Below are 23,020 nucleotides of genomic sequence, written 5' to 3' on the forward strand. Positions count from 1 at the left end.
AAAGAATGAACAGACGCGACCTTTTTCGTATTTCAACGGCCATGGGGCTGACAGTGGCATTTCCCGGAACTGGCAATGCCAAGCCGCAAACCGCCTCAGGCGCAGGCGATAAGCATGCACCTGCGAAGCTCAATCCGCTTCATCCGCCCGCCGAAGGCAGCATCCCGGTCGCCTTCCTGCTCTCCGACGGCGCCGTCGTCATCGATTTTGCCGGGCCGTGGGAGGTTTTTGAAAACGTCAGCATTCCCGGAAGCGCGACCCAGCTGGCGTTTAAGCCATATACGGTTGCAGAAACCGCGGCCCCGATCACGGCTAGCGGCGGAATGACGATCGTCCCCAACTATACGTTTGCCACGGCACCCCCTCCTAAAGTCATCGTTATCCCTGCACAGAGCGCCCCTAGCGAGGCGGTGCTTGCCTGGATCGTGAATGCAACGCGGACCGCTGATCTCACGATGTCGGTCTGTACAGGCGCTTTTCTGCTCGCTAAAACCGGTCTCTTGTCCGGAAGTGCAGCCACGACACATCATGGCGCCTATACGCAATTCGCGATGGAGTTTCCCGACATCTCGCTCAAACGAGGCGCCCGCTATGTTGAGTCAGGCAAGCTCGCAAGTTCGGGTGGCCTTTCGTCCGGAATCGACCTCGCTCTCCACGTCGTGGAACGGTATTTCGGTCGCACCGTCGCGATCAACACAGCCAATACGCTGGAATATCAGGGACAGGGTTGGCTGAACCCGGATTCCAACCTGGCCTACGCCAAGCGGCGCGTTTCGACAGACCGCCATCCGCTTTGCGCAGTGTGCGACATGGATGTCGCCAAGGCGACGGCGCCAACATCCGTTTACCGGGGGCGGACCTACTATTTCTGCATGAGCGCCCACAAAGAACTATTTGACGCGAGCCCTGCAAGGTTTTTGGTCGGATAGTTGCGATGTGACTGATACCCAAGGTTTAGCCCTCTCCTGAGGGATTTGTTCCATCCCGACGTCAATGACGCAGCGTACCTTGGGCCGCAGTGTCGTTGTTGGAATCGATAAGTTTAGAGAGTTGCGCCGCCAAAGCGAGAGAAACTGAAGATTTCATAGGGAGCCTCCAGTTATGATCGCCAAGAAGAAGCCAATGCCAATCGAAGTCGATGTAGGACGCATGAGCATGAATCCCAAAGATATGACATCTGATCAAAGAGGAGAAGAAATCGGAAAAATTCTTAAGGGTGCATTGAGGCGCATCGAAAAGTCAGAAGAGCGCAACCTGGCATCGAGTCGCTCGCATAAGAAGGTGCCTGACAGTCACGGGAAAATCTTTACGACCACATCCAGTAAGCCGCGAACCCTGCTATCCGAAGATATGCTGGCCGACCGTTGGCTATGCTCGGCGTCACGGCTTCAGCGCTGGGGCTCCGAGAACACGGGTTTGTCCTATCTTAAGATCGGCTGCAAGGTTCTCTACCGGATCGAGGATATCGTGGCCTTCGAAAATTCCTGTCAAGTTAAACCCGGAACCCAAGAATAAATTGCAGTGCATGAATCGGGTGAAGGCAGCCTGTGCTGAATGCAACCGGTTCATACCAAATACAAGCCGATCGAAAAAACCAAAATAAGCTGTCTTTTCAAACCGAAGTCCACAATTAAGTCATTGATTTTTAAATGATTCTTAATGGCGGGTTTGTTTTTCTGACTGGGTAGCGAAGGAAACAGCCAAATTTCGACAAAAAAATAGTTGTTGCAAGTTAGCTATAACCCGCAACAACCCACATGAACCAGCAACTTCCTGGTCGAAAAATGATGGTGGAGTCGGCGGGAATCGAACCCGCGTCCAGAAGCACTCTACAGACAGTTCTACATACTTAGTGCTGCCATTTGATTTAATCCAGCCGACGCGGACGCACACGCTGCGGCAAGACGAGTTACCTATTATTTAATCGAGAGTCAAGTAACCCGGCTCAAGACGATTCCATATGAATGTCCTTACTGCTGTTGCCAGCCCACCCTATGGACGAAGTGGTGTAAGGTTAGCCGGTATTAAGCGGCTAATGCGTACGAGTTATCGTTTGCAGTTATATAGTTCAGATTGTATTTACGAGGTAGTCTGGCCTCGGTATGCCCTGCGCTGCTTTGCAACCCCTGTCGAAACCTGGTCGACCCCTAAGCATTGCTAGTATATCTCATATGTGGCTGTGGGCGTAAGATTCAAGAGCTGACGGCCTGTAAATGTTTGGCGCGTACCAGTTCCAGCAATTCCAGCGGGCTGTCGATGATGGCGTCGGCTTTCCAGTGCTTGGGTTCGGTGGCACCGCAATAACCCCAGGCGGCGGCAATGCTGGTCATGCCGGCGGCTTCGGCGGCCTGGATGTCGCGCAGGTCATCACCGACGTACCAGCAGTTTTCTGAACGTACACCCAGTTGCCTTGCAGCTTCCAGCAAGGGGGCAGGGTGGGGTTTGGAATGGGGGGTGGTGTCGCCGGAAACCACACAGCGCGCCTCTTGCAAGTCCAGCAGCGGGATAATTGGCAGGGTAAAGCGCATGGCCTTGTTGGTGACGATACCCCAACTGACGCCCAATACATCCAGTCCCCTGAGCAGATCGGGTACCTGTTTGAACAGGGTGCTGTGCACCACCAGGGCGGCTTCATACTGGTTCAGGAATTCTTCGCGCATGGCGATGAAATCAGGGTGTTCCGGGGTGATGTTGAACCCGGCACCCAGCAAACCCCTGGCACCAGCAGACGCATGTGGCCGCAGGCTTTGATAGTGGGCTGGCGCTAACTGGCGTTTGGTACGCATGACGTTGATGGCGGCTGCCAGGTCGGGGGCCGTGTCTGCCAGGGTGCCGTCCAGGTCAAAAAGGATTGCTTGAGGTGTTTGCATAGGAAAAAATCAAGATGGCTCCCTGGGCTGGCGGCACAGGGTGCGCGGTTATTCAATTCACTCTGGACGTGTGCAGGCGACCAGGTAATTGACGCTGGTGTCTGCGTTCAAAGAATAGATTTGGGTCAGGGGGTTATAACTCAAGCCCTTCATGGATTGTATTTGTAACCCGGCGTTACGGATGTCTTGCGACAATTCTGCCGGGGTGATGAATTTGGCATAGTCATGCGTACCCCTTGGTAACATTTGCAGCAGGTATTCTGCGCCGATGACGGCAAACAAATACGATTTGAAGTTGCGGTTCAGGGTGGAAAAGAATACATGGCCGCCGGGTTTGACCATCTTGGTGCAGGCTTTGATGATGGACGCCGGGTCGGGCACGTGTTCCAGCATTTCCATGCAGGTGACGATATCAAACTGTCCGGCTTCTGCTTCGGCCATGTCTTCGGCGGCAATTTTTTGATAACGCACACTGATGCCAGATTCCAGACCATGCAGGTCCGCCACTTTCAGGGCCTTGTCGGACAGGTCTATGCCGGTGACATCGGCTCCCTTTTTTGCCATGGATTCTGCCAGGATACCGCCGCCACAACCGACGTCGATGACGCGCTTGCCAGCCAGGGGTGCCAACTGATTGATCCATTCCAGCCGCAGGGGATTGATTTCATGCAAAGGGCGGAATTCGGAAGCAGGGTCCCACCAGCGATGGGCCAGCTCACTAAATTTTTGGATTTCTGCGGGATCAGCGTTCAAAGTGGACATGGTGTTTACCTGGAAATGCCCGCATGGGCACAAACTGCAAAAGTCGTATTGTAGGCTATTCAAGCCCTGGTCGCATGGGGCTAAGATCAGCAAAGCTAAATTATTGCCGGGGTAGAGGATAAGGGTCTTTATGTACAGCCAATAAACAAAAAACCCCGCAAATGCGGGGTTTTTGGCAGCAAAACGAGTTTTGCCTGGTGCTGAATTACTTCAGGTTGCGTGTACCAACAACTTCGATTTCTACACGGCGGTTTTTGGCGCGGCCATCTGCAGTTTTGTTGTCTGCAACTGGTTGTTTTTCGCCTTTACCTTCAGTGTACACACGGTTCGCTTCAATACCTTTGCTTACCAGGTAAGCTTTGACAGCTTCAGCGCGACGGACAGACAATTTTTGGTTGTATTCATCAGAGCCAACAGAGTCAGTATGACCAACAGCGATCACGACTTCCAGATTGATGGCTTTCAGTTTCGATGCCATGTCATCCAGTTTGACTTTCGCTTCTGGTTTCAGAACAGCTTTGTCGAAATCAAAGAAAGCGTCAGCAGCAAACGTTACTTTCTCAGAAGTCGGTGCTGGTGGTGGTGGCGGCGGTGTAACTGGAGCTACGACTGGAGGTGCAACCACAGGCGCAGGTGCTGCCGGTGGTGCTGGTTGTACTAATGGTGCGTCGCAACCTGGAACCGCATCAGCCGGTGTCCAGTAGCCAGTGCGCCAGCACAGACCAAATGGATCACGAGCAATTACACCACGGCCATCTTGCACATAAGCGCTGTAAGGTGTGTTGGCTTTGATATCTTGCTGTGCGGAAGCAGAAAAGGATGCAACTGCGGACGCTGCGATAACGAGCTTGACTAAATTTTTCATATTTCTCCTCTCGGGTGAGATTATTACCGCAGATGAACTGCGCGAATTACTGCATAAAACCAGATATTAACACGGCGATGATGACATTACTATTTCGTCAAACATCTTCACTGCCATAAATCAACATGCGTTCTATTTTGCCATAATCATCATTACTAAGACGAAAATTGTTAAATCGGCAAAGTTACAGTTAGTTAAATATGTCGTATTTTGACAACGAAATGTGTGTTTCGGCAAGCTAATACCAGTTTTGAAGCAAAAATGTTTGATTTCTGACTAGAAATTAGATGGGTTTCCCCACTGCAATTATTTGGCCAGGCCACGTCCTTCGATGACTATGCGCCGGTTTGGTGCAAGACATTCTGTCAGTTTTGCTTTTGGCAATTTGTCATCGCAAGACTTGATTTGTTGGGTTTTGCCCATGCCCATGGTATCCATGGCGGCATTCAAGCCCTTGCTGCCAAGGTAGGCGACCACCACATTGGCATTCTTTTCAGATAATTTTTGGGTTTGCGCATGGCTGCCGATCAGGTCGGTATGACCACTCACGACAATCAGGTCAACTTTGATGCAGTTTGCCAGCTTGCCCATGACTTCATTATCGATGCGCTCTTTACCCTTGCTATTGAGTATAGGTAACTGTAGCGATTTCTTGTGTTCAAAAATTTCATCACTTTGCAGGGCAATGGCAAAATCACAACGCTTGGGTGGTGGTGCCGGTGGCACAGATGGCACAGATGGCACAGATGGCACAGATGGCACAGGTGGCACAGGTGGCGCAGGTGGGACAGGTGGGACAGGTGGTATCACCGGCACTGGGGGCGTTACCGCCGTAGTGGCTGAGGCGGCAGACGCGGGAGGTTCAGCGTTTTGTGCTGATGCTGCTGCAGCGGTGCTGGTTTGGGCAAGGACTGTTGAGACGGGCAGGGCGAATGCTGCGAGCACGCAAAGGGCTGTCAATTTTTTTAACATGGTGGTCTCCGTGGGGGGTGTTGATTATTTTGTCAGATGTTTTTTATTATGCTTTTGATTAAATCATATAAATTTATGTGAAGGCTGTCATTTGAATGACAGTGTTGTCCGCTGACAGCCTGTCAGGTCAACGTGCCCTGGTTGCAGGTTTAGCTGACTTAATTGCTATAAATGGAATTCAGTGGGGGAGGCATGTTAGAATCAAGAGTTAAACGTCAGACTTTGTGAAAGACGTTACCAATTAACCAAGCTCTAATTTGCCGGCCCGCCAATGGATCAATTCGCAAAAGAAACACTCCCGATTTCCCTTGAAGAAGAAATGCGCAAAAGCTATCTCGATTACGCGATGAGCGTGATCGTAGGTCGAGCTTTGCCGGATGTGCGTGATGGCTTAAAGCCTGTGCATCGTCGCGTCTTGTTCGCGATGCACGAAATGAACAATGTCTATAACCGCCCCTTCGTCAAATGCGCGCGCGTGGTCGGTGAAGTCATGGGTAAGTACCATCCCCATGGCGATGCCTCCATTTACGACACGCTGGTGCGTATGGCGCAGGATTTTTCCCTGCGGTATACCCTGGTTGATGGTCAGGGTAACTTCGGTTCTGTCGATGGCGATAATGCCGCCGCGATGCGTTATACCGAGTGCCGCCTGGACAAGATTGCCAATGAAATCCTGGCTGATATCGAAAAAGAAACAGTCGATTTCGTCCCCAACTATGACGGTAAAGAAAGAGAACCTTCGGTTCTGCCTACCCGTATCCCGAATCTGTTGATCAATGGCGCATCCGGTATCGCGGTCGGTATGGCGACGAATATCCCGCCACATAATATTACCGAGATCATCAACGGTGCCCTGCATGTCTTGCGCAATAGCGATTGCACGATCGATGAACTGATCGAGATCATCCCGGCGCCAGATTTTCCTACTGGCGGAATTATTTATGGTGTGTCTGGTGTGCGTGATGGGTATCGCACTGGCCGTGGTCGCGTGGTCATGCGCGCCAAGACTCACTTTGAAGAATTTGGCAAAGAAAACCGCACGGCACTGATCGTGGATGAGCTGCCTTACCAGGTCAATAAAAAATCCCTGCTGGAACGTATTGCTGAACTGGTGCGTGACAAAAAGCTCGATGGTATTTCTGATATCCGCGACGAATCCGATAAATCCGGCATGCGCGTCGTCATCGAGCTGAAACGTGGCGAAGTGCCGGATGTGGTACTGAATAATCTGTACAAGCAAACGCAGTTGCAAGACACCTTTGGCATGAATATGGTGGCGCTGGTGAATGGCCAGCCTAAGTTGCTGAACCTGAAGGAAATGCTGTCCTGCTTCCTGTCGCACCGTCGTGAAGTGGTCACACGCCGCACCTTGTTTGAACTGCGCAAGGCGCGTGAACGTGGCCATGTGCTGGAAGGCCTGGCCGTTGCGCTGGCGAATATCGATGACTTTATCGCCATCATCCGTGCAGCACCGACACCACCGATTGCGAAACAGGAATTGATGACCCGCGCCTGGGATAGTTCCATGGTGCGCGAGATGCTGGTGCGTACTGCGGCTGACAATTCTGGTGGTATCGACGCTTTCCGACCAGAGAACTTGCCCAAGCATTACGGCATACAGCCGGACGGCCTGTATAAATTGTCTGACGACCAGGCGCAAGAAATCCTGCAAATGCGTTTGCAACGCCTGACCGGTCTGGAACAAGACAAGATCGTCAATGAATACAAAGACGTGATGGCAGAAATCGCCGATTTGCTGGACATCTTGTCCAAGCCAGAACGCGTCACCGTCATCATCACAGATGAACTGACCCTGGCCCGCAATGAATACGGCGAAGGCAATAAAGATGTGCGCCGTTCAGAAATCACCCATAACGCCACCGACCTGGGTACAGAAGACCTGATCACACCGCAAGACATGGTCGTGACACTGTCGCATACCGGTTACATGAAGTCGCAACCATTGTCCGAATACCGTGCGCAAAAACGCGGTGGCCGTGGCAAGCAGGCGACAGCAACCAAGGATGATGACTGGATCGAACAATTGTTCGTGGCCAATACCCATGACTACATCTTGTGCTTCAGCAACCGTGGCCGTATGTACTGGCTGAAGGTATGGGAAGTGCCACAAGGCTCGCGTACTTCACGCGGCAAGCCTATCGTCAACATGTTCCCATTGCAGGACGGTGAAAAAATCACCGTGATCCTGCCTTTGTCCGGCGACAACCGCACTTTCCCTGAAGACCATTATGTCTTCATGTCCACCAGCCTGGGTACAGTCAAGAAAACACCTTTGACTGATTTCAGTAACCCGCGTAAAGCCGGCATTATCGCGGTCGACCTGGATGAAGGCGATTTCCTCATCGGCGCAGCGCTGACCGATGGCAAGCATGATGTCATGCTGTTCTCTGATTCCGGCAAGGCAGTACGCTTTGATGAAAACGATGTCCGTCCTATGGGCCGTACCGCCCGTGGCGTACGTGGTATGAACCTGGATGAAGGCCAGCAAGTCATTGCACTGCTGGTGGCTGAAAACGAACAGCAATCCGTGTTGACGGCAACTGAAAATGGCTTTGGTAAACGGACACCGATTACTGAATACACCCGTCATGGCCGCGGCACCAAGGGCATGATCGCGATTCAGACATCTGAACGCAATGGCAAGGTGGTAGCGGCAACACTGGTGGAAACCACTGATGAAATCATGCTGATTACTACCGGCGGTGTCCTGATCCGTACCCGTGTTTCTGAAATCCGTGAAATGGGCCGTGCAACACAGGGTGTAACCCTGATTGCCGTTGAAGATGGAACCAAACTGTCTGGCCTGCAACGTATCGTTGAAACGGATGCCGATGTGGACGCAGCCCTGGAAGCAGGTGATGCCGGTGCCAGTGATGCAGAAGGCAGCGCACCAGAAGCCGATGCCGCGGAGTAATGCATAAATAAGATGACGAAGATGACGACGATCTACAATTTCTCTGCAGGTCCGGCAGTTTTGCCGAAAGAGGTATTGCAGCAAGCCGCTGCCGAAATGCTTGACTGGCATGGCAGTGGCATGTCCGTCATGGAAATGAGCCATCGCGGACCTGAATTCATGTCCATCCTCGCCGCTGCGCAAAGTGATTTGCGTGAGCTGCTGGCGGTGCCGGACAATTATAAAATCCTGTTCCTGCAAGGTGGTGGTCTGGGCGAAAACGCCATCGTTCCCATGAACCTGATGGGGCGCAAGCCACAACCGGCAACGGCAGATTTCATCCATACCGGTTCCTGGACGGGCAAGTCCATCAAGGAAGCAAAAAAATATGGCAATGTGCATATTGCGGCTTCTGGTGAAGCCAGCCGCTATACCGGCGTGCCTGCACGTGACAGCTGGAAGCTGACACCGGATGCCGCCTATGTGCATCTGTGCACCAACGAAACCATCGATGGGGTTGAATACCAGTTTGCGCCGGATATCGCTGCAGAAACCGGTGATGCACCGATCGTTGCCGACATGTCTTCGCATATATTGTCGCGTGTGATCGATGTATCGAAATACGGTGTCATCTTTGGTGGCGCGCAAAAGAATATCGGCCCGGCGGGGTTGACTATCGTCATCGTGCGTGAAGATTTGCTCGGCCATGCCTTGCCAATCTGCCCATCGGCCTTTGACTGGAAAATTGTTGCTGACAATGATTCCATGTACAACACGCCGCCGACCTACGCGATTTACATTGCTGGCCTGGTGTTCCAGTGGTTGAAAAAACAGGGTGGTGTGACAGCGATGGAGCAAAGGAATATCGCCAAGTCCAGCTTGTTGTATGCATACCTGGATTCCACAGCGTTCTATGAAAATCGCGTGGAGAAAAACAGCCGTTCCCGCATGAATGTGCCGTTTTTCTTGAAAGACGAAAGCCTGAATGCAGCATTTCTGGCAGAAGCCAAGGCCAGCGGCTTGCTGCAATTGAAAGGCCATAAATCAGTAGGCGGTATGCGCGCCTCAATTTATAACGCCATGCCAATTGAAGGCGTACAGGCATTGATCAGCTTTATGCAGGAATTTGCCCGCAAGCATTCCTGAGCACGCTTGCATTACAATCATTTTTATTCACGTTTTATTCACGTTATTAATTATTCACGTTATTAATCACGTCATATTCGCTCCAGTCAGCCCTTTCTGAGCATGGCACAACACCATCACCTGGAAACCGTGGCGCTGACAAACCGGATCAAAAGCCCGGCGAGTAGCAAAGTATGATCTGGCATAGCATGGTAGAACACTGCCAGCCATGCCCACACCTTATCAAACACGGTTTTTAGGTACAGTATGAGCGACAATAAATTACTCCCGTTGCGCATCAAGATCGATGCCATCGATGCACAAATCCTGGATTTGCTGAATCAGCGCGCCCGTGTGGCTGAAGAAGTCGGTCACGTCAAAGCTGAAACCAATGCGCCGGTGTTTCGCCCTGAACGTGAAGCGCAAGTCTTGCGTGGCGTGGCGGAACGCAATCCCGGCCCCTTGCTTAGCGACGATATACAACTGATTTTCCGCGAAATCATGTCGGCTTGCCGTGCGCTGGAACGTCGCGTAGTCGTGGCTTTCCTGGGGCCTGTCGGCACTTTCAGTGAACAGGCTGTCTACAAACAATTCGGCCATGCAATACAGGCTTTGCCTTGCGTCTCGATTGATGAAGTCTTCCGTGCGACCGAAGCCGGCACCGCCGATTTTGGTGTCGTGCCTATCGAAAATTCATCGGAAGGGGCGATCAACCGTACCCTTGATCTGCTGTTGCAAACCAGCCTGGCCATCAGTGGTGAACTGGCGATACCTGTCCAGCACAGTCTGATGACCAAGTCTGGCAATATGGAAGGCATAAGTCGCATCTGCGCCCATTCGCAGGCATTGGCGCAGTGTCAGGCCTGGTTGAACCAGCATTATCCGCATGTGGAAAGACACGCAGTTGCTTCCAACGCAGAAGCGGCACGCATGGCCAGCGGTGATTTTACCGTTGCCGCCATCGCCAGCGAGATTGCCGGTCACCAGTACAACCTGGGCATCGTCTCTGCACATATCCAGGACGATCCGCATAACCGTACCCGTTTTGCTGTCATTGGCCGTCTGCAGACCACGCCTAGCGGCAAAGACCAGACTTCCATCGTACTGGCTACACCAAACAAAGCCGGTGCTGTCTACAACCTGCTGGCACCGCTGGAAAAACACGGTGTCTCCATGACCCGTTTTGAGTCACGTCCTGCACGTACCGGCAATTGGGAATATTATTTCTATGTCGACGTAGAAGGCCATGTCATGGATGGCAAGGTGGCCGCCGCCATGGCCGAGCTGAATGACAAGGCAGCCTTCTTCAAAGTGCTGGGTTCTTACCCTTGCACTTTGTGAGGTCGTGATGCAAAAGGCTTTTCAACGCATCGCCATTTTTGGTGTAGGTTTGATCGGTGGTTCGTTTGCCCTGGCCTTGAAAAAGGCGGGGGCAGTGGAGCATATAGTCGGGGTAGGGCGCAGCCAGGCTTCGCTGGAAAAAGCGCAACAACTGGGCATCATTGATGACATTGCGGCCAATGCTGAACAGGCGTTGCGCAATTGTGACCTGGTCTTGATTGCCGCACCAGTGGCACAAACCGGCGCGATATTGACCGCGATTTACCCGCACCTGCAGACGGGCACGATAGTGACGGACGCTGGCAGCACCAAGGCCGACGTCGTGGCAGCGGCACGCGCCAGCCTGGGTGAAAAGATTGCGCAATTTGTACCGGCCCACCCCATTGCCGGGCGTGAGTTGAACGGGCCAGAAGCTGCACTGGTGGATTTGTATGTTGGTAAAAAAGCCGTCATCACCCGCCTGCCGGAAAACACGGATGCCGATGTGGCAAGAGTAGCCTGGGCCTGGCAGCAATGTGGTGCCATCATCCATCATCTGGAGCCCGCGGCGCATGACGCCGTGTTTGCCGCCGTCAGTCATTTGCCGCATTTGCTGGCTTATGCATTGGTGGATGACATTGCCCGCAAGCCGCATGCCGATACCTTGTTCCAGTATGCGGCTAGTGGCTTCAGGGACTTTACCCGCATCGCCGGTTCATCGCCGGAAATGTGGCGCGACATCAGCCTGGCGAACCGTGCCGCGATGTTGCAGGAACTGGATTCTTATACCGCCAGACTGTCCATCCTGCGCCAGCACCTGGTGGAAGCGGACAGTGCCGGTATTGAAGGAATTTACGCCAATGCCCAGCGTGCGCGGCATAACTGGATCAGTGCCATCGAGGCAGCCGAGAAACAGCAACGTGAAGGTGGGGATTGAGCACGCTATTGGCGTTTCTTTAACCCGTGCTTGAAGCGTGAGCCTTCAAGCTTCAACGTTCAGATCAGAATTGAAAACAAAACCATGACACAAGCAAGCAAACATTATCCACACCACATCGATCTGCAACCTGTCATGCAGGTGCAGGGCACAGTCAAGTTGCCGGGTTCAAAAAGCATTTCCAACCGTACGCTGTTGCTGGCGGCACTGGCCGAAGGCAAGACCCAGATCCTGGATTTGCTGGCATCGGATGACACCCTGGTCATGCTGAACGCGCTGAACCAGCTCGGTGTGCATTGGGAGCAGGATGGTGATACGCAAAATTACACGGTGCAGGGCGTCAAAGGGCAGTTCCCCAGGCATCAGGCTGATTTGTTCATGGGTAACGCCGGTACTGCCATACGTCCGCTGGTCGGCGCTTTGGCGGTCCTGGGTGGCGATTACACCATCCATGGCGTTCACCGCATGCACGAACGCCCGATTGGCGACCTGGTTGATGCGCTGAACCACGCCGGTGCGCAAATTGAATATACCGGCAACCCGGGTTACCCGCCTTTGCATATACGCCGTGGCCATATCCATGCCCAGCGCCTGCAAGTCAAGGGTAATGTCTCCAGCCAGTTTTTGACGGCACTGCTGATGGCAGCACCGCTGATGGCGCGTGAACATGACGTGACGATAGAAGTCATCGGCGAGCTGATTTCCAAGCCTTACATAGAAATCACCCTGAACCTCATGCAAAAATTTGGTGTGACGGTAGAGCGTGATGGCTGGCAGGCTTTTACAGTAAAGATGGGCCAGCACTATGTGTCGCCTGGCGTCATCCATGTGGAAGGCGACGCATCCTCTGCATCTTACTTCCTGGCTGCGGGTGCGATTGCGGGCGGACCTATCCGGGTTGAAGGTGTCGGCAGGGCCAGCATACAGGGCGACGTACGCTTTGCCGAAGCACTGGAAAAAATGGGCGCAACCATCACCCGTGGCGATAATTGGATAGAAGCCAGCTCAAATGGCGTCTTGCAGGCCATTGATATGGACTTTAACCATATCCCCGATGCCGCCATGACGATTGCCGTGGCTGCCTTGTACGCCAATGGCACCACGACCTTGCGCAATATCGCCAGCTGGCGCGTCAAGGAAACGGACCGTCTGTCCGCCATGGCAACCGAATTACGCAAGCTGGGCGCAACGGTGGAGGAGGGAGCTGATTATATGAAGGTCACGCCACCAGCACAGATTTTACCGGCGACGATAGATACCTACGACGATCATCGCATGGCAATGTGTTTCTCTTTGGCAAGTTTGGATGGTCATGCCCGCCGTGGTGCTACTATGCGCATCAACGATCCAAAATGCGTGGCAAAGACCTTCCCTGATTATTTTGAGGTGTTTGCCAAGATTAATCACAAAGATTTGTTTTAATTGGTTTGATCTTGTTTGATTTTGTTTTATAGGGCTTTTTTGCATTTATGACTACGCGTAGTCCTGTTATCACTATTGATGGTCCCACCGCCTCGGGCAAGGGCACGGTGGCGCACAGGGTGGCCAAGCACCTGGGGTTTCATTACCTTGATTCCGGTGCCCTGTACCGCCTGACCGCTTTAATGGCTGGCCGTCAGGGTATCGCCCTGGATGATGAAGCTGCCATTGCTTTAATGGCAAGAACTTTGCCCTGCCGCTTCGTGCACGGCCATGTTTTTCTGGAAGATGATGATGTCACCGATGCCGTCAGGGCAGAAGAAGTCGGTGTCGCCGCCTCGCGCATTGCGGTTTTACCGGCAGTGCGCCAGGCCCTGGTTGATTTGCAGGTGGCTTTTCGCTATACGCCCGGGCTGGTGGCGGATGGACGCGATATGGGAACCGTCATCTTCCCTGATGCCAGCTTGAAAGTTTTCTTGACAGCAAGTGCCGAGGCGCGCGCAAGCCGTCGATATAAGCAATTGATTGAAAAGGGAATTTCTGCTAATATGGAAAACTTGGTAAAAGATTTGATGGAACGTGATGCAAGGGATAGTGCCCGTGCAACAGCGCCACTCAAGCCTGCGCCAGACGCGATCATCCTGGATACTTCTGAATTAACTGCTGAAGAAGCAGTCAATAAAGTGCTGGTCTGGTATGCGCAAGCACAGAAAAGCATCGTTTCTTAATCCTCCCGCTCAATGTGTTGCAATAAGTGCCTTTGATAACGCAAGGTTGTCAAAGGGATGTTTAACCTAACCCGGTAAACAGTGCCTTTGTTCTGTTCCGGCTAACTCGTAAATACTATGTCTACTGTTTTCATGTCCCAAGATTTCGCAACCGGTGCAGATAGCTTCGCAGCTTTGTTCGAAGAATCCCTGTCACGCCAGGATATGCGTTCCGGTGAAGTGATTTCTGCTGAAGTCGTCCGTATCGACCACAACTTCGTGATCGTTAACGCTGGCTTGAAGTCTGAAGCCTTTATCCCTGTTGAAGAATTCAAAAACGACCAGGGCGACCTGGAAGTTAATATCGGCGATTTCGTTTCCGTAGCGATTGATTCGCTGGAAAACGGTTTCGGCGACACTATTTTGTCCCGTGACAAAGCTAAACGTCTGGCTTCCTGGCTCGCGCTGGAAAAAGCGCTGGAGTCTGGCGAGATCGTTACTGGTACAGTAAATGGCAAAGTCAAAGGTGGTCTGACTGTTCTGACGAACGGCATCCGCGCTTTCCTGCCAGGTTCTTTGGTTGATACACGCCCAGTTAAGGATACAACTCCTTACGAAGGCAAAACCATGGAATTCAAAGTCATCAAGCTCGACCGCAAACGTAACAACGTTGTGCTGTCCCGCCGCGCTGTTGTTGAAGCGTCCATGGGCGAAGAGCGTCAAAAACTGATGGAAACCCTGAAAGAAGGCACAGTGGTTACTGGTGTTGTTAAAAACATCACCGACTACGGCGCGTTCGTTGATCTGGGCGGTATCGATGGTTTGTTGCATATCACCGATCTGGCATGGCGTCGTGTACGTCACCCTTCCGAGGTGTTGACAGTTGGTCAGGAAATCACTGCAAAAGTATTGAAATTCGACCAAGAGAAAAACCGTGTATCCCTGGGTGTAAAACAATTGGGCGACGACCCATGGACAGGTTTGTCCCGTCGTTACCCAGCGAACACACGTCTGTTCGGTAAAGTAACCAACCTGACCGACTACGGCGCGTTCGTTGAAGTCGAACAAGGTATCGAAGGCCTGGTTCACGTTTCCGAAATGGACTGGACTAACAAAAACGTTGCACCAAACAAAGTTGTTCAATTGGGCGACGAAGTTGAAGTCATGGTTCTGGAAATCGACGAAGAACGTCGTCGTATCAGCCTGGGCATGAAACAGTGCAAAGCCAATCCTTGGGATGATTTCGCGATCAACCACAAGAAAGGTGACAAAGTTCGTGGCGCGATCAAGTCCATCACTGACTTCGGCGTATTTATCGGTTTGTCTGGCAATATCGACGGTCTGGTACATTTGTCTGATCTGTCCTGGAACGAAACCGGCGAAGAAGCCGTACGTCGCTTCAAGAAAGGTGACGAACTGGAAGCTATAGTTCTGGCTATTGATGTTGAGCGTGAGCGCGTTTCCCTGGGCGTCAAACAACTGGAAGGTGACCCATTCAACAACTACTGCGCAATGAATGACAAAGGTGCAGTAGTCATTGGTACAGTTAAATCTGTTGAAGCCAAAGGCGCAGTCATCCAGTTGGCAGACGACGTAGAAGGCTACTTGCGTGCATCCGAAATCTCCCGCGACCGCGTGGAAGATGCCGGTACACACCTGAAAGTCGGCGACAGCGTTGAAGCCCTGGTATTGAACATTGACCGCAAAGCACGTGGTATCCAATTGTCTATCAAAGCTAAAGATAGCGTTGAAACACAAGAAGCCATGCAAAAAATGTCCACTACTGATTCCAACGCAGCATCCGGCACAACCAGCCTGGGCGCTTTGTTGAAAGCCAAGCTCGACAATAAAAACTAAGCTTAAGTCATAAGGTTTTATTCGTATGACTAAGTCGGAGCTGATAGCTCGTCTGGCAGAGCGATATCCGCAACTGGTAGCAAAAGATGTGGATATCGCTGTTAAAACCATACTCGACGCCATGTCGGATGCCCTCGCAACCGGGCAGCGCATAGAGATTCGTGGTTTTGGCAGCTTTGCTCTGAACAGTCGTCCACCACGCATAGGCCGTAATCCCAAATCGGGTGACAAGGTGATGGTGCCTGAAAAACGGGTGCCACACTTTAAACCAGGCAAGGAATTGCGCGAGCGTGTCGATGCCATGGTCGGGCAGCCTATACACGATGACTGAACTCTCTTGAGTTCGGGTATTGAGTTTGGATTATCGGGCTTCGCAAGCGATGTAAAAATAAAAACGGCATATCGGTACTCCGATATGCCGTTTTTTTTCAGTACAATGCACTTTTATCAAATGATGACTACCGTGACAGCCCCACCATGCCAGTGTGGCAGTGGCATAATGGGCAGATGGAGCAAGGCTGGCGCAACTGTGCGTAAATCAGCCTGATAGCCGGGTTTTGTTCCTGTTTATCTTCAAGGATGCATACATGAAATATATCTCCAGGTTTCTCACGGCGGTGCTGTTTGTCTTTTTCTTTGGCTTTGCCCTGAAAAATGATCAGATTGTCACCCTGCAATACTTCTTTGGTTACCAGCAATCGGCACCGCTGGTCATCATGCTGCTGATTTTCTTTGTTGCCGGCGCTACGCTGGGCGCGTTGGCGATGGTGCCCATGGTGTTTCGTCATCGCCGGGATTTGTCAAAACACAAGAAAACCCTGGCTGAAATTGAAAAAGAGCGTGAAGCTGCGCAAAGGGCAAGCACACAGGCACCGCCAGCTGATAGCATTCGCAATACCTGAAACACGCGCCGCTGCGGCAGTGTACCTGCAGGCGGCTTGAAATGCCTGTACAAGGGATATACCGACCGCAGCAAGCAATAAGTAGCTTACCCAGTCTTAGTGCCTGGCCTGTTCAACAAGAAAAAATACATATGGAATTTGAAATTTGGTGGTTGCTGGGTATACCCCTGTTTTTTACACTGGGCTGGGTCGCAGCTCGTATCGATATCCGGCAACTGATCTCGGAATCGCGCAGCCTGCCGCGTGGCTATTTCAAGGGTTTGAACTTCCTCCTGAATGACCAGCCGGACAAGGCAATTGACGCCTTCATTGATATCGTCAGGCTCGATCCAGAAGCCGTGGACCTGCATTTTGCCCTTGGCAATCTTTTCCGCCGTCGTGGCGAAACCGAGCGTGCCATTCGTGTCCACCAAAACCTGCTGGCCAGGCCAGATCTGCCGAACGAGCAAAAGATCCAGGCCATGTATGAACTGGGGCAGGATTACCTGAAAGCCGGTTTGCTGGACAGGGCCGAAGAAACCTACAACCAGCTCGTGAATGGCCCGTTTGAAGCACAGGCCAGGCGGGCGCTGCTGGAAATCTACCAGCGCGAAAAAGAATGGGCGCGTGCAATTGAAGCGGCGAATGCCTTGCAGGAATGTGGCGCAGGTGGACGGCAAAAAGAAGTCGCCCAGTTCTATTGCGAAATCGCCCAGGATGAACTGGTGCACACCAATGCCGATGCAGCACTGGCCATGCTGGACCGGGCGCTGGCTACTGATCGCCATAATGTACGTGCGATTATCCTGATGGGCGATGTGTTCCTGGCCAATGGTGATGTGGAAAGAGCCGTCCTGACCTGGCGTCGGGTTGAGCAGCAAAGCGTGCCGCATGTCGCCCTGGTAGCCCAACGTTTGATGGACGGGTATCGTAAGCTTGAGCGGCCACAAGAAGGCTTGAACCTGTTGAAAAATTACCTGGCCGAAGCGCCATCGATAGATTTGCTGGAAGTCGTCTTCAAGGCCACCCAGGAACTGGAAGGCATTGATGCAGTTCATTTGCTGGTCAGCGATGAATTGCGTCGCACACCGACCTTGCTGGGCCTGGATAAATTGCTCGATGCACGCCTGATGTCAGCACCGCCAGAAGTCCGCCCTGAACTGGCTGTGGTTAAAAATCTGGTGCATGGCTATGCGCAGAAACTGGCACGTTATCAGTGTTCGCATTGCGGTTTCAAGGCAAGACAGTTTTACTGGCATTGCCCGGGTTGCAGCAAATGGGAAACCTATCCGCCACGTCGCACGGAAGAATTGAACGTAATGAATTAACGAAGCCCTGCATCTGAGCTAAGCATGGTCAGATTTTTTTGTGATGCGCACCATGCAGAAGCAGGGATGTACTGTGAAGAATCTTGAATAAGTGCTGTGAAGTGAACGTGCCGGACAGTCGGATAGTGAGATAAGCAGCGTGACTTATTTTTATATGGTGATCAAAAAATGAAAATCACAATTATTGGTACAGGTTATGTCGGTCTGGTCACAGGTGCCTGCCTGGCTGAATTGGGGAACGACGTATTTTGCCTGGATGTTGACCAGCGCAAGATTGATATCCTCAACCACGGTGGCATCCCTATCCATGAACCGGGCCTGGAAGAAATCGTGGCACGCAATCGTGCTGCTGGCCGCATACAGTTTTCTACTGATGTAGAAGCCAGCGTCAGGCATGGCGACGTACAATTCATCGCCGTGGGTACCCCGCCGGATGAAGATGGTTCTGCCGATTTGCAATATGTGGTGGCTGCGGCAAAAAACATCGGTAAATACATGACTGGCTTCAAGGTCGTCGTCGATAAATCTACCGTACCGGTGGGCACGGCTGATCGCGTCAGTGCGGCTATTTCTGCAGAATTGGCAACACGTTCTGTTGCGGGAGAATTCTCTGTGGTATCGAATCCCGAATTTTTGAAGGAAGGCGCAGCGGTCGAAGACTTCATGCGCCCTGACCGTATCGTCATCGGTTGCGACCAGACACCGCAGGGTGAAAAAGCACGCAGCCAGATGAAAAAACTGTATGCACCTTTCAACCGCAATCATGAACGTACTTACTGGATGGACGTGCGTTCGGCCGAGTTCACCAAATACGCAGCAAATGCCATGCTGGCGACCCGTATCTCCTTCATGAATGAGCTGGCCAACCTGGCTGACCATGTTGGTGCCGATATCGAAGCAGTGCGCCATGGCATAGGTTCTGACCCGCGCATAGGCCACAGCTTTTTGTATGCCGGTTGCGGCTATGGCGGTTCCTGCTTCCCTAAAGATGTACAGGCGCTAGAACGCACGGCACAAGACTATGGCTTGAACCTGTTGATCCTGCAGGCAGTGGAAGCTGTCAATGCGCGTCAGAAGCAAGTGCTGGGCAACAAGATACAGCAACGCTTTGGCGACAATCTGAGTGGTCGTCATTTCGCCATCTGGGGCCTGGCATTCAAACCGAATACGGATGACATGCGTGCCGCTTCTTCGCGTGTGCTGCTGGGCGAGTTATTGCGTCAGGGCGCAACCGTGGCGGTGTATGACCCGGTCTCCATGCAGGAAGCCAAGCGTGTGTTGGAACTGGATTTCTATGATGCGCCAGAATTACTGGCCTCGATACGTTATGCTGCCAACCCCATGGATGCCCTGGTGGATGCCGATGCGCTGGCCATCGTCACTGAATGGAAGGCCTTCCGCAGCCCTGACTTTGATGAAGTCAAGGCACGCCTGAAACAGCCAGTGATTTTTGACGGTCGCAACCTGTTTGAACCAACCGTCATGACCGAACTGGGGATTGAATACCATGGCATAGGCCGTTCCGTGCTGACCCGTGCCGACCAATAAATAAGCCTGCAGATCAAGGACGAGAACGAGAGTAAGGACAGCAATGAGTAAAAAAATCCTGGTGGCTGGCGACGTGATGCTGGACCGCTACTGGTTTGGTGAAGTCAACCGTATTTCGCCTGAAGCACCAGTCCCCATCGTGCGCGTGGAAAAACGCGAAGAACGTCTGGGCGGTGCCGCCAATGTGGCGCGCAATGCCGTGGCGCTGGGCGCGCAAGCCGCCCTGATGGGCATCGTTGGTGACGACGATGCCGGTAACAGCGTTGAAAGCCTGCTGGAAACATCTGGCATACAGGGATACCTGATCCGCGACCCGCAGATTTCCACCATCATCAAACTGCGGGTGATAGGTCGTCAGCAGCAATTGCTGCGCATCGATTTTGAAGAACGCCCAACGGAACCAGTATTGCGTGACAAGCTGAATCGCTTCAATTCATTGCTGGCAGGTTTTGATGTGATTGTCTTGTCTGATTATGCCAAGGGCAGCCTGGTGAATGTCAGCGCCATGATAGAAGCCGCCAACGCTGCTGGCAAACTGGTGCTGGTTGATCCCAAGGGGAGTGATTTCCATCGCTATGCCGGTGCCAGCCTGCTGACCCCCAACAAGTCAGAACTCAGACAGATCATCGGCGACTGGCACAGTGAAGAAGAATTGACCACCAAGGCACAGCAACTGCGGCGTGATTTGCGTCTGCAGGGTTTGCTGCTGACCCGCTCTGAAGAAGGCATGACCCTGTTCACCGAAGAAAGAATCTCTCACGTACCTGCCATGGCAAGAGAAGTGTTTGATGTGTCCGGCGCCGGTGATACCGTCATCGCCACCATGGCCGTGATGCTGGCAAATGGCATGTCCATGCAAGATGCGGTAGCGATTGCCAACCGTGCCGGTGGCATCGTGGTGGGCAAGCTTGGTACGGCAACTGTGACTAAGGAAGAGCTGTTCGCTGGTACTGCAATATAAGCACAGTTTTTCATGCTAAAAAGGACGGGCTGATCAAATCGGGCCGTCCTTTTATTTTTGTGCAAATTTTACTTTATTGCGCCAAAACGAAAACTCGACGCCACCACGCCACCAAACATATTCTCTTCATGATAGACGCAGGCTCCGGCTTCGTTCTGTGCCGCACCGACCGCCACCATCAGTGGCAATAAATGATCTTCCCTGGGGTGGGCAATACGTGCCGCTGGTGCTTTTGCCCAGTTGATCAGGTGTTCCACCCGGTCTTCCGGAGTGGATTCCAACAGGGTCTGTTGTAGCCAGTGATCAAACTGGGAAGAGGGCTCTTTTGCCTGCGGGCCAAAATACCTGAGATTGTGATAGCTGAGCCCGCTGCCTATGATCAGCACGCCTTCATCCCGCAAAGGTGCCAGCGCACGACCCAGAGCCAGATGTTGTTCCGGGTCCAGCCCGGTTTTCAGCGATACCTGGACTACCGGCATCTGTGCTTCGGGATACATCACTGCCAGTGGCGCAAAAGTGCCGTGATCAAAGCCGCGATTGGCATCTGCCTGCGTCGGCAGGCCTGCCGCCGTGAGCAGGGCCATAACCCGCTCTGCCAATACCGGCGAGCCGGGGGCAGGGTAGCTGACCTTGTAAGTATGGGCCGGGAAACCGCCATAGTCATACACCATCGGCGGTTGAGGATTGCTCATGACGCGGAAATCAGTTTCTTCCCAATGTGCCGATATCATCAGCAAGGCTTTTGGCTCTTGCGGCAACTGGCGTGGAATATCGACCAGAGAAGCTTCCAGGATGTGCATGCGGGCGCGCAAGTCATCCATATATGGCCAGGGGCCACCGCCGTGAGAAATAAAATAAGTAGGTAAACGCATGGTTGAAAATTCCTTGGTTCTGCAACAATCTATAAAGTACGTGGCAGGATGGGGACACGTTTGCTACGGCCCCACAGTACAAATACACATAGTGCCAGCAATACAAAATTCAATGGTAAGACCGACAGTTCACCTCGGGAGCTATGAAAGGCAATGGCAAGCAGTTGCAAGACGATACTGGCAGCCGTTGCCAATATCCCCATGCTGGGCAGTATGCGGGTCAGCGCCGGCAGTAGCATACCCAGACCGCCAGCGATGTCGATCAGACCAATAATGCGTACGAAATTTTCAGAGTATTGACCCGTCCAAGGCATCATCTGGCTCAGTGCGGCGATGGGGGTGGTAAGTTTAGTCATACCTGCTGCGCAAAACACAAATGCGAGCAGTATCTGTGCTATCCACAGGCTGATGCGCAATGTCTTACCGGTAGCGGCGGGTGTACTGGTTAGCGAGGTAGAAGTGGATGTGCTGGTGGTCATGGTAGGCTCTTTTCCATAAAAATGTTGATTCTGATAACGAAGGGGGTTAAGGGGGTACAGGAGCAGCTTTGATGTTGAAGATCATAATGTTTTCCAATTTGGAAATCGATGGTGGTAAAGTCATTGAATCATTTCCAAAACAGACAACATTGGCCGGGAGCAGCAATTGGCAGCAGCATATGGATGAACTTGAACTCAATGGCATCAGGGTCTTTCGCGAAATCATCGAATCGGGCAGCTTCACGGCCGCCGACAGGCTGGGCATGGCCGCCCCTATGGTCAGCAAGCACATCGCCAGGTTGGAGCGTCAACTGGGAGCCAGGTTATTGAACCGGACAAGCCGCAGCATGAGCCTGACCGAAGCCGGCAAGACTTTCTTTGAACAGGGCAGGCAGGCGCTGGATATCCTGGATGCTGCCATCGCCGCCGTTGCGCAAGAAAGTGGGCCACCGCGTGGTGAATTGAAAATCAGTGCCCCGGTCTGGTGTGCCACCGCCAGTTTTGCCAGTCTGCTGACAGAATTCCGTCAGCGCTATCCAGAAATACGACTGGATCTGCACCTGGATAATCACATGGTAGACCTGGTTGCTGCCGGTTTTGATCTGGGCTTGCGTGCCACGGCCGAACCATCGCCCAACCTGATTGCAAGACGCCTTTGCAGCGTGCCTTTTTATCTGGTCGCTACACCCGTCTATCTGCGCAGCTTGAAGGCGGCGACCGATACGGCAGAGCCCTTGTCGGTTGCCACGATTTTCCCCAACTATGTGCAGTTGGAACGCTTGAAATTCCCTGCAACGGCAGATGCCGTGCCTTTCAAGCTGGATGCGGTCATGAAGTCGAGTGACACCACGCTTAGTTACCACTGTGTGCTCGCCGGCATGGGCGCGGCTTTTTTGCCAGCCTGGCTGGTGGCTGACGATCTTGCATCTGGACGCCTGGTCCAGGTCAGTAATCATGGCCCCGGTTTTTCCGGTCATTTGTTCGCTGTGTATGCCAGCCGACGCCAGATGCCGCCCAAGCTGCGCTGTTTTATTGATTTTCTGATTGAAAAGCTCGGCGATCAGTCACAGGCTTGATCTGGAATAGCAAAATAAATCCCTGCATCAGCAATATCCTTCAAAGAAATCTGTGAAATACTTGTCAACGACTTGCTGGCTGCGCCGTTGATAGACCTGCAGGGAAGGAATTCAATCCAGACTATGC

The 23,020-nt window shown here is 52.5% G+C and carries 21 protein-coding genes and 1 other RNA gene; 15 read left to right on the forward strand and 7 right to left on the reverse strand.

Features of this window, described 5'->3' with window-relative positions; translation table 11 throughout:
* Nucleotides 1-5 precede the first annotated feature (5 nt).
* Entirely contained in the window at nucleotides 6-929 is a 924-nt protein-coding gene (locus tag ACO0K9_RS13390; RefSeq protein ID WP_422985664.1) for a DJ-1/PfpI family protein, read from the forward strand.
* 172 nt (nucleotides 930-1,101) lie between these two features.
* The gene (locus tag ACO0K9_RS13395; protein WP_422985666.1) at nucleotides 1,102-1,515 is read left to right on the forward strand and encodes a hypothetical protein; all 414 of its coding nucleotides are present in this window, start codon (nucleotides 1,102-1,104) and stop codon (nucleotides 1,513-1,515) included.
* 273 nt (nucleotides 1,516-1,788) lie between these two features.
* Here the strand turns inward: ACO0K9_RS13395 and ssrA are convergent.
* From ssrA to ACO0K9_RS13420, 5 genes are all read right to left on the reverse strand, one after another.
* Nucleotides 1,789-2,148: a transfer-messenger RNA gene (gene ssrA / locus ACO0K9_RS13400) on the reverse strand.
* Nucleotides 2,149-2,192: 44 nt separating this feature from the next.
* Nucleotides 2,193-2,870: an HAD family hydrolase gene (locus ACO0K9_RS13405; protein WP_422985668.1), complete on the reverse strand. Its 678-nt coding sequence runs from the start codon at nucleotides 2,868-2,870 to the stop codon at nucleotides 2,193-2,195.
* 57 nt (nucleotides 2,871-2,927) lie between these two features.
* A complete protein-coding gene (ubiG, locus tag ACO0K9_RS13410; RefSeq protein WP_422985670.1) occupies nucleotides 2,928-3,632 on the reverse strand; it encodes a bifunctional 2-polyprenyl-6-hydroxyphenol methylase/3-demethylubiquinol 3-O-methyltransferase UbiG in 705 nt (234 codons plus the stop codon).
* A 205-nt stretch (nucleotides 3,633-3,837) separates the two neighbouring features.
* Nucleotides 3,838-4,497 (reverse strand): outer membrane protein OmpA, encoded by a 660-nt coding sequence (gene ompA, locus ACO0K9_RS13415; protein ID WP_422985672.1) that lies wholly within the window; start codon nucleotides 4,495-4,497, stop codon nucleotides 3,838-3,840.
* 306 nt (nucleotides 4,498-4,803) lie between these two features.
* The gene (locus tag ACO0K9_RS13420) at nucleotides 4,804-5,469 is read right to left on the reverse strand and encodes an OmpA family protein (RefSeq protein ID WP_422985674.1); all 666 of its coding nucleotides are present in this window, start codon (nucleotides 5,467-5,469) and stop codon (nucleotides 4,804-4,806) included.
* A gap of 271 nt (nucleotides 5,470-5,740) precedes the next feature.
* Between ACO0K9_RS13420 and gyrA the strand changes: the two genes are divergently transcribed.
* The 12 genes from gyrA (at nucleotide 5,741) to rfaE1 (ending at nucleotide 20,466) form a co-directional block, all read left to right on the forward strand.
* Complete coding sequence (gene gyrA, locus ACO0K9_RS13425; protein ID WP_422985676.1) at nucleotides 5,741-8,404, forward strand: DNA gyrase subunit A; 2,664 nt, start codon at nucleotides 5,741-5,743, stop codon at nucleotides 8,402-8,404.
* Nucleotides 8,405-8,425: 21 nt separating this feature from the next.
* Nucleotides 8,426-9,529, forward strand: a complete 1,104-nt coding sequence (gene serC, locus ACO0K9_RS13430) for a 3-phosphoserine/phosphohydroxythreonine transaminase (protein WP_422985678.1) — start codon at nucleotides 8,426-8,428, stop codon at nucleotides 9,527-9,529.
* Between the two features lie 246 nt (nucleotides 9,530-9,775).
* On the forward strand, nucleotides 9,776-10,849 hold the full coding sequence (gene pheA / locus ACO0K9_RS13435) for a prephenate dehydratase (RefSeq protein WP_422985680.1): 1,074 nt from the start codon (nucleotides 9,776-9,778) through the stop codon (nucleotides 10,847-10,849).
* Nucleotides 10,850-10,856: 7 nt separating this feature from the next.
* A complete protein-coding gene (locus tag ACO0K9_RS13440; RefSeq protein WP_422985682.1) occupies nucleotides 10,857-11,765 on the forward strand; it encodes a prephenate dehydrogenase in 909 nt (302 codons plus the stop codon).
* Nucleotides 11,766-11,849: 84 nt separating this feature from the next.
* Complete coding sequence (aroA, locus tag ACO0K9_RS13445; protein WP_422985684.1) at nucleotides 11,850-13,187, forward strand: 3-phosphoshikimate 1-carboxyvinyltransferase; 1,338 nt, start codon at nucleotides 11,850-11,852, stop codon at nucleotides 13,185-13,187.
* Nucleotides 13,188-13,234: 47 nt separating this feature from the next.
* Nucleotides 13,235-13,912 (forward strand): (d)CMP kinase, encoded by a 678-nt coding sequence (gene cmk / locus ACO0K9_RS13450; RefSeq protein ID WP_422985686.1) that lies wholly within the window; start codon nucleotides 13,235-13,237, stop codon nucleotides 13,910-13,912.
* Nucleotides 13,913-14,044: 132 nt separating this feature from the next.
* Complete coding sequence (gene rpsA / locus ACO0K9_RS13455; RefSeq protein WP_422985688.1) at nucleotides 14,045-15,748, forward strand: 30S ribosomal protein S1; 1,704 nt, start codon at nucleotides 14,045-14,047, stop codon at nucleotides 15,746-15,748.
* Nucleotides 15,749-15,773: 25 nt separating this feature from the next.
* Nucleotides 15,774-16,079, forward strand: coding sequence for an integration host factor subunit beta (locus ACO0K9_RS13460; protein WP_110256992.1), 306 nt, complete (start codon nucleotides 15,774-15,776; stop codon nucleotides 16,077-16,079).
* 256 nt (nucleotides 16,080-16,335) lie between these two features.
* Nucleotides 16,336-16,650 (forward strand): LapA family protein, encoded by a 315-nt coding sequence (locus tag ACO0K9_RS13465; RefSeq protein WP_422985690.1) that lies wholly within the window; start codon nucleotides 16,336-16,338, stop codon nucleotides 16,648-16,650.
* Between the two features lie 131 nt (nucleotides 16,651-16,781).
* Complete coding sequence (gene lapB / locus ACO0K9_RS13470) at nucleotides 16,782-17,957, forward strand: lipopolysaccharide assembly protein LapB (protein ID WP_422985692.1); 1,176 nt, start codon at nucleotides 16,782-16,784, stop codon at nucleotides 17,955-17,957.
* 168 nt (nucleotides 17,958-18,125) lie between these two features.
* Nucleotides 18,126-19,505 (forward strand): UDP-glucose dehydrogenase family protein, encoded by a 1,380-nt coding sequence (locus tag ACO0K9_RS13475; RefSeq protein ID WP_422985694.1) that lies wholly within the window; start codon nucleotides 18,126-18,128, stop codon nucleotides 19,503-19,505.
* Nucleotides 19,506-19,548: 43 nt separating this feature from the next.
* The gene (rfaE1, locus tag ACO0K9_RS13480) at nucleotides 19,549-20,466 is read left to right on the forward strand and encodes a D-glycero-beta-D-manno-heptose-7-phosphate kinase (RefSeq protein ID WP_422985696.1); all 918 of its coding nucleotides are present in this window, start codon (nucleotides 19,549-19,551) and stop codon (nucleotides 20,464-20,466) included.
* Nucleotides 20,467-20,534: 68 nt separating this feature from the next.
* Here the strand turns inward: rfaE1 and ACO0K9_RS13485 are convergent, their stop codons facing one another.
* Both ACO0K9_RS13485 and ACO0K9_RS13490 read right to left on the reverse strand, forming a co-directional pair.
* Nucleotides 20,535-21,338: a DODA-type extradiol aromatic ring-opening family dioxygenase gene (locus ACO0K9_RS13485; protein WP_422985698.1), complete on the reverse strand. Its 804-nt coding sequence runs from the start codon at nucleotides 21,336-21,338 to the stop codon at nucleotides 20,535-20,537.
* A gap of 29 nt (nucleotides 21,339-21,367) precedes the next feature.
* Nucleotides 21,368-21,817, reverse strand: a complete 450-nt coding sequence (locus ACO0K9_RS13490; protein ID WP_422985700.1) for a DoxX family protein — start codon at nucleotides 21,815-21,817, stop codon at nucleotides 21,368-21,370.
* Between the two features lie 71 nt (nucleotides 21,818-21,888).
* On the opposite strand from ACO0K9_RS13490, the gene ACO0K9_RS13495 reads away from it, so the two are divergent.
* Nucleotides 21,889-22,893 (forward strand): LysR family transcriptional regulator, encoded by a 1,005-nt coding sequence (locus ACO0K9_RS13495; protein ID WP_422985702.1) that lies wholly within the window; start codon nucleotides 21,889-21,891, stop codon nucleotides 22,891-22,893.
* Nucleotides 22,894-23,020: the final 127 nt, after the last annotated feature.

It is taken from the genome of Undibacterium sp. Ji50W, assembly GCF_049340445.1.
In the GTDB taxonomy this organism is placed as follows: Bacteria; Pseudomonadota; Gammaproteobacteria; order Burkholderiales; family Burkholderiaceae_D; genus Undibacterium.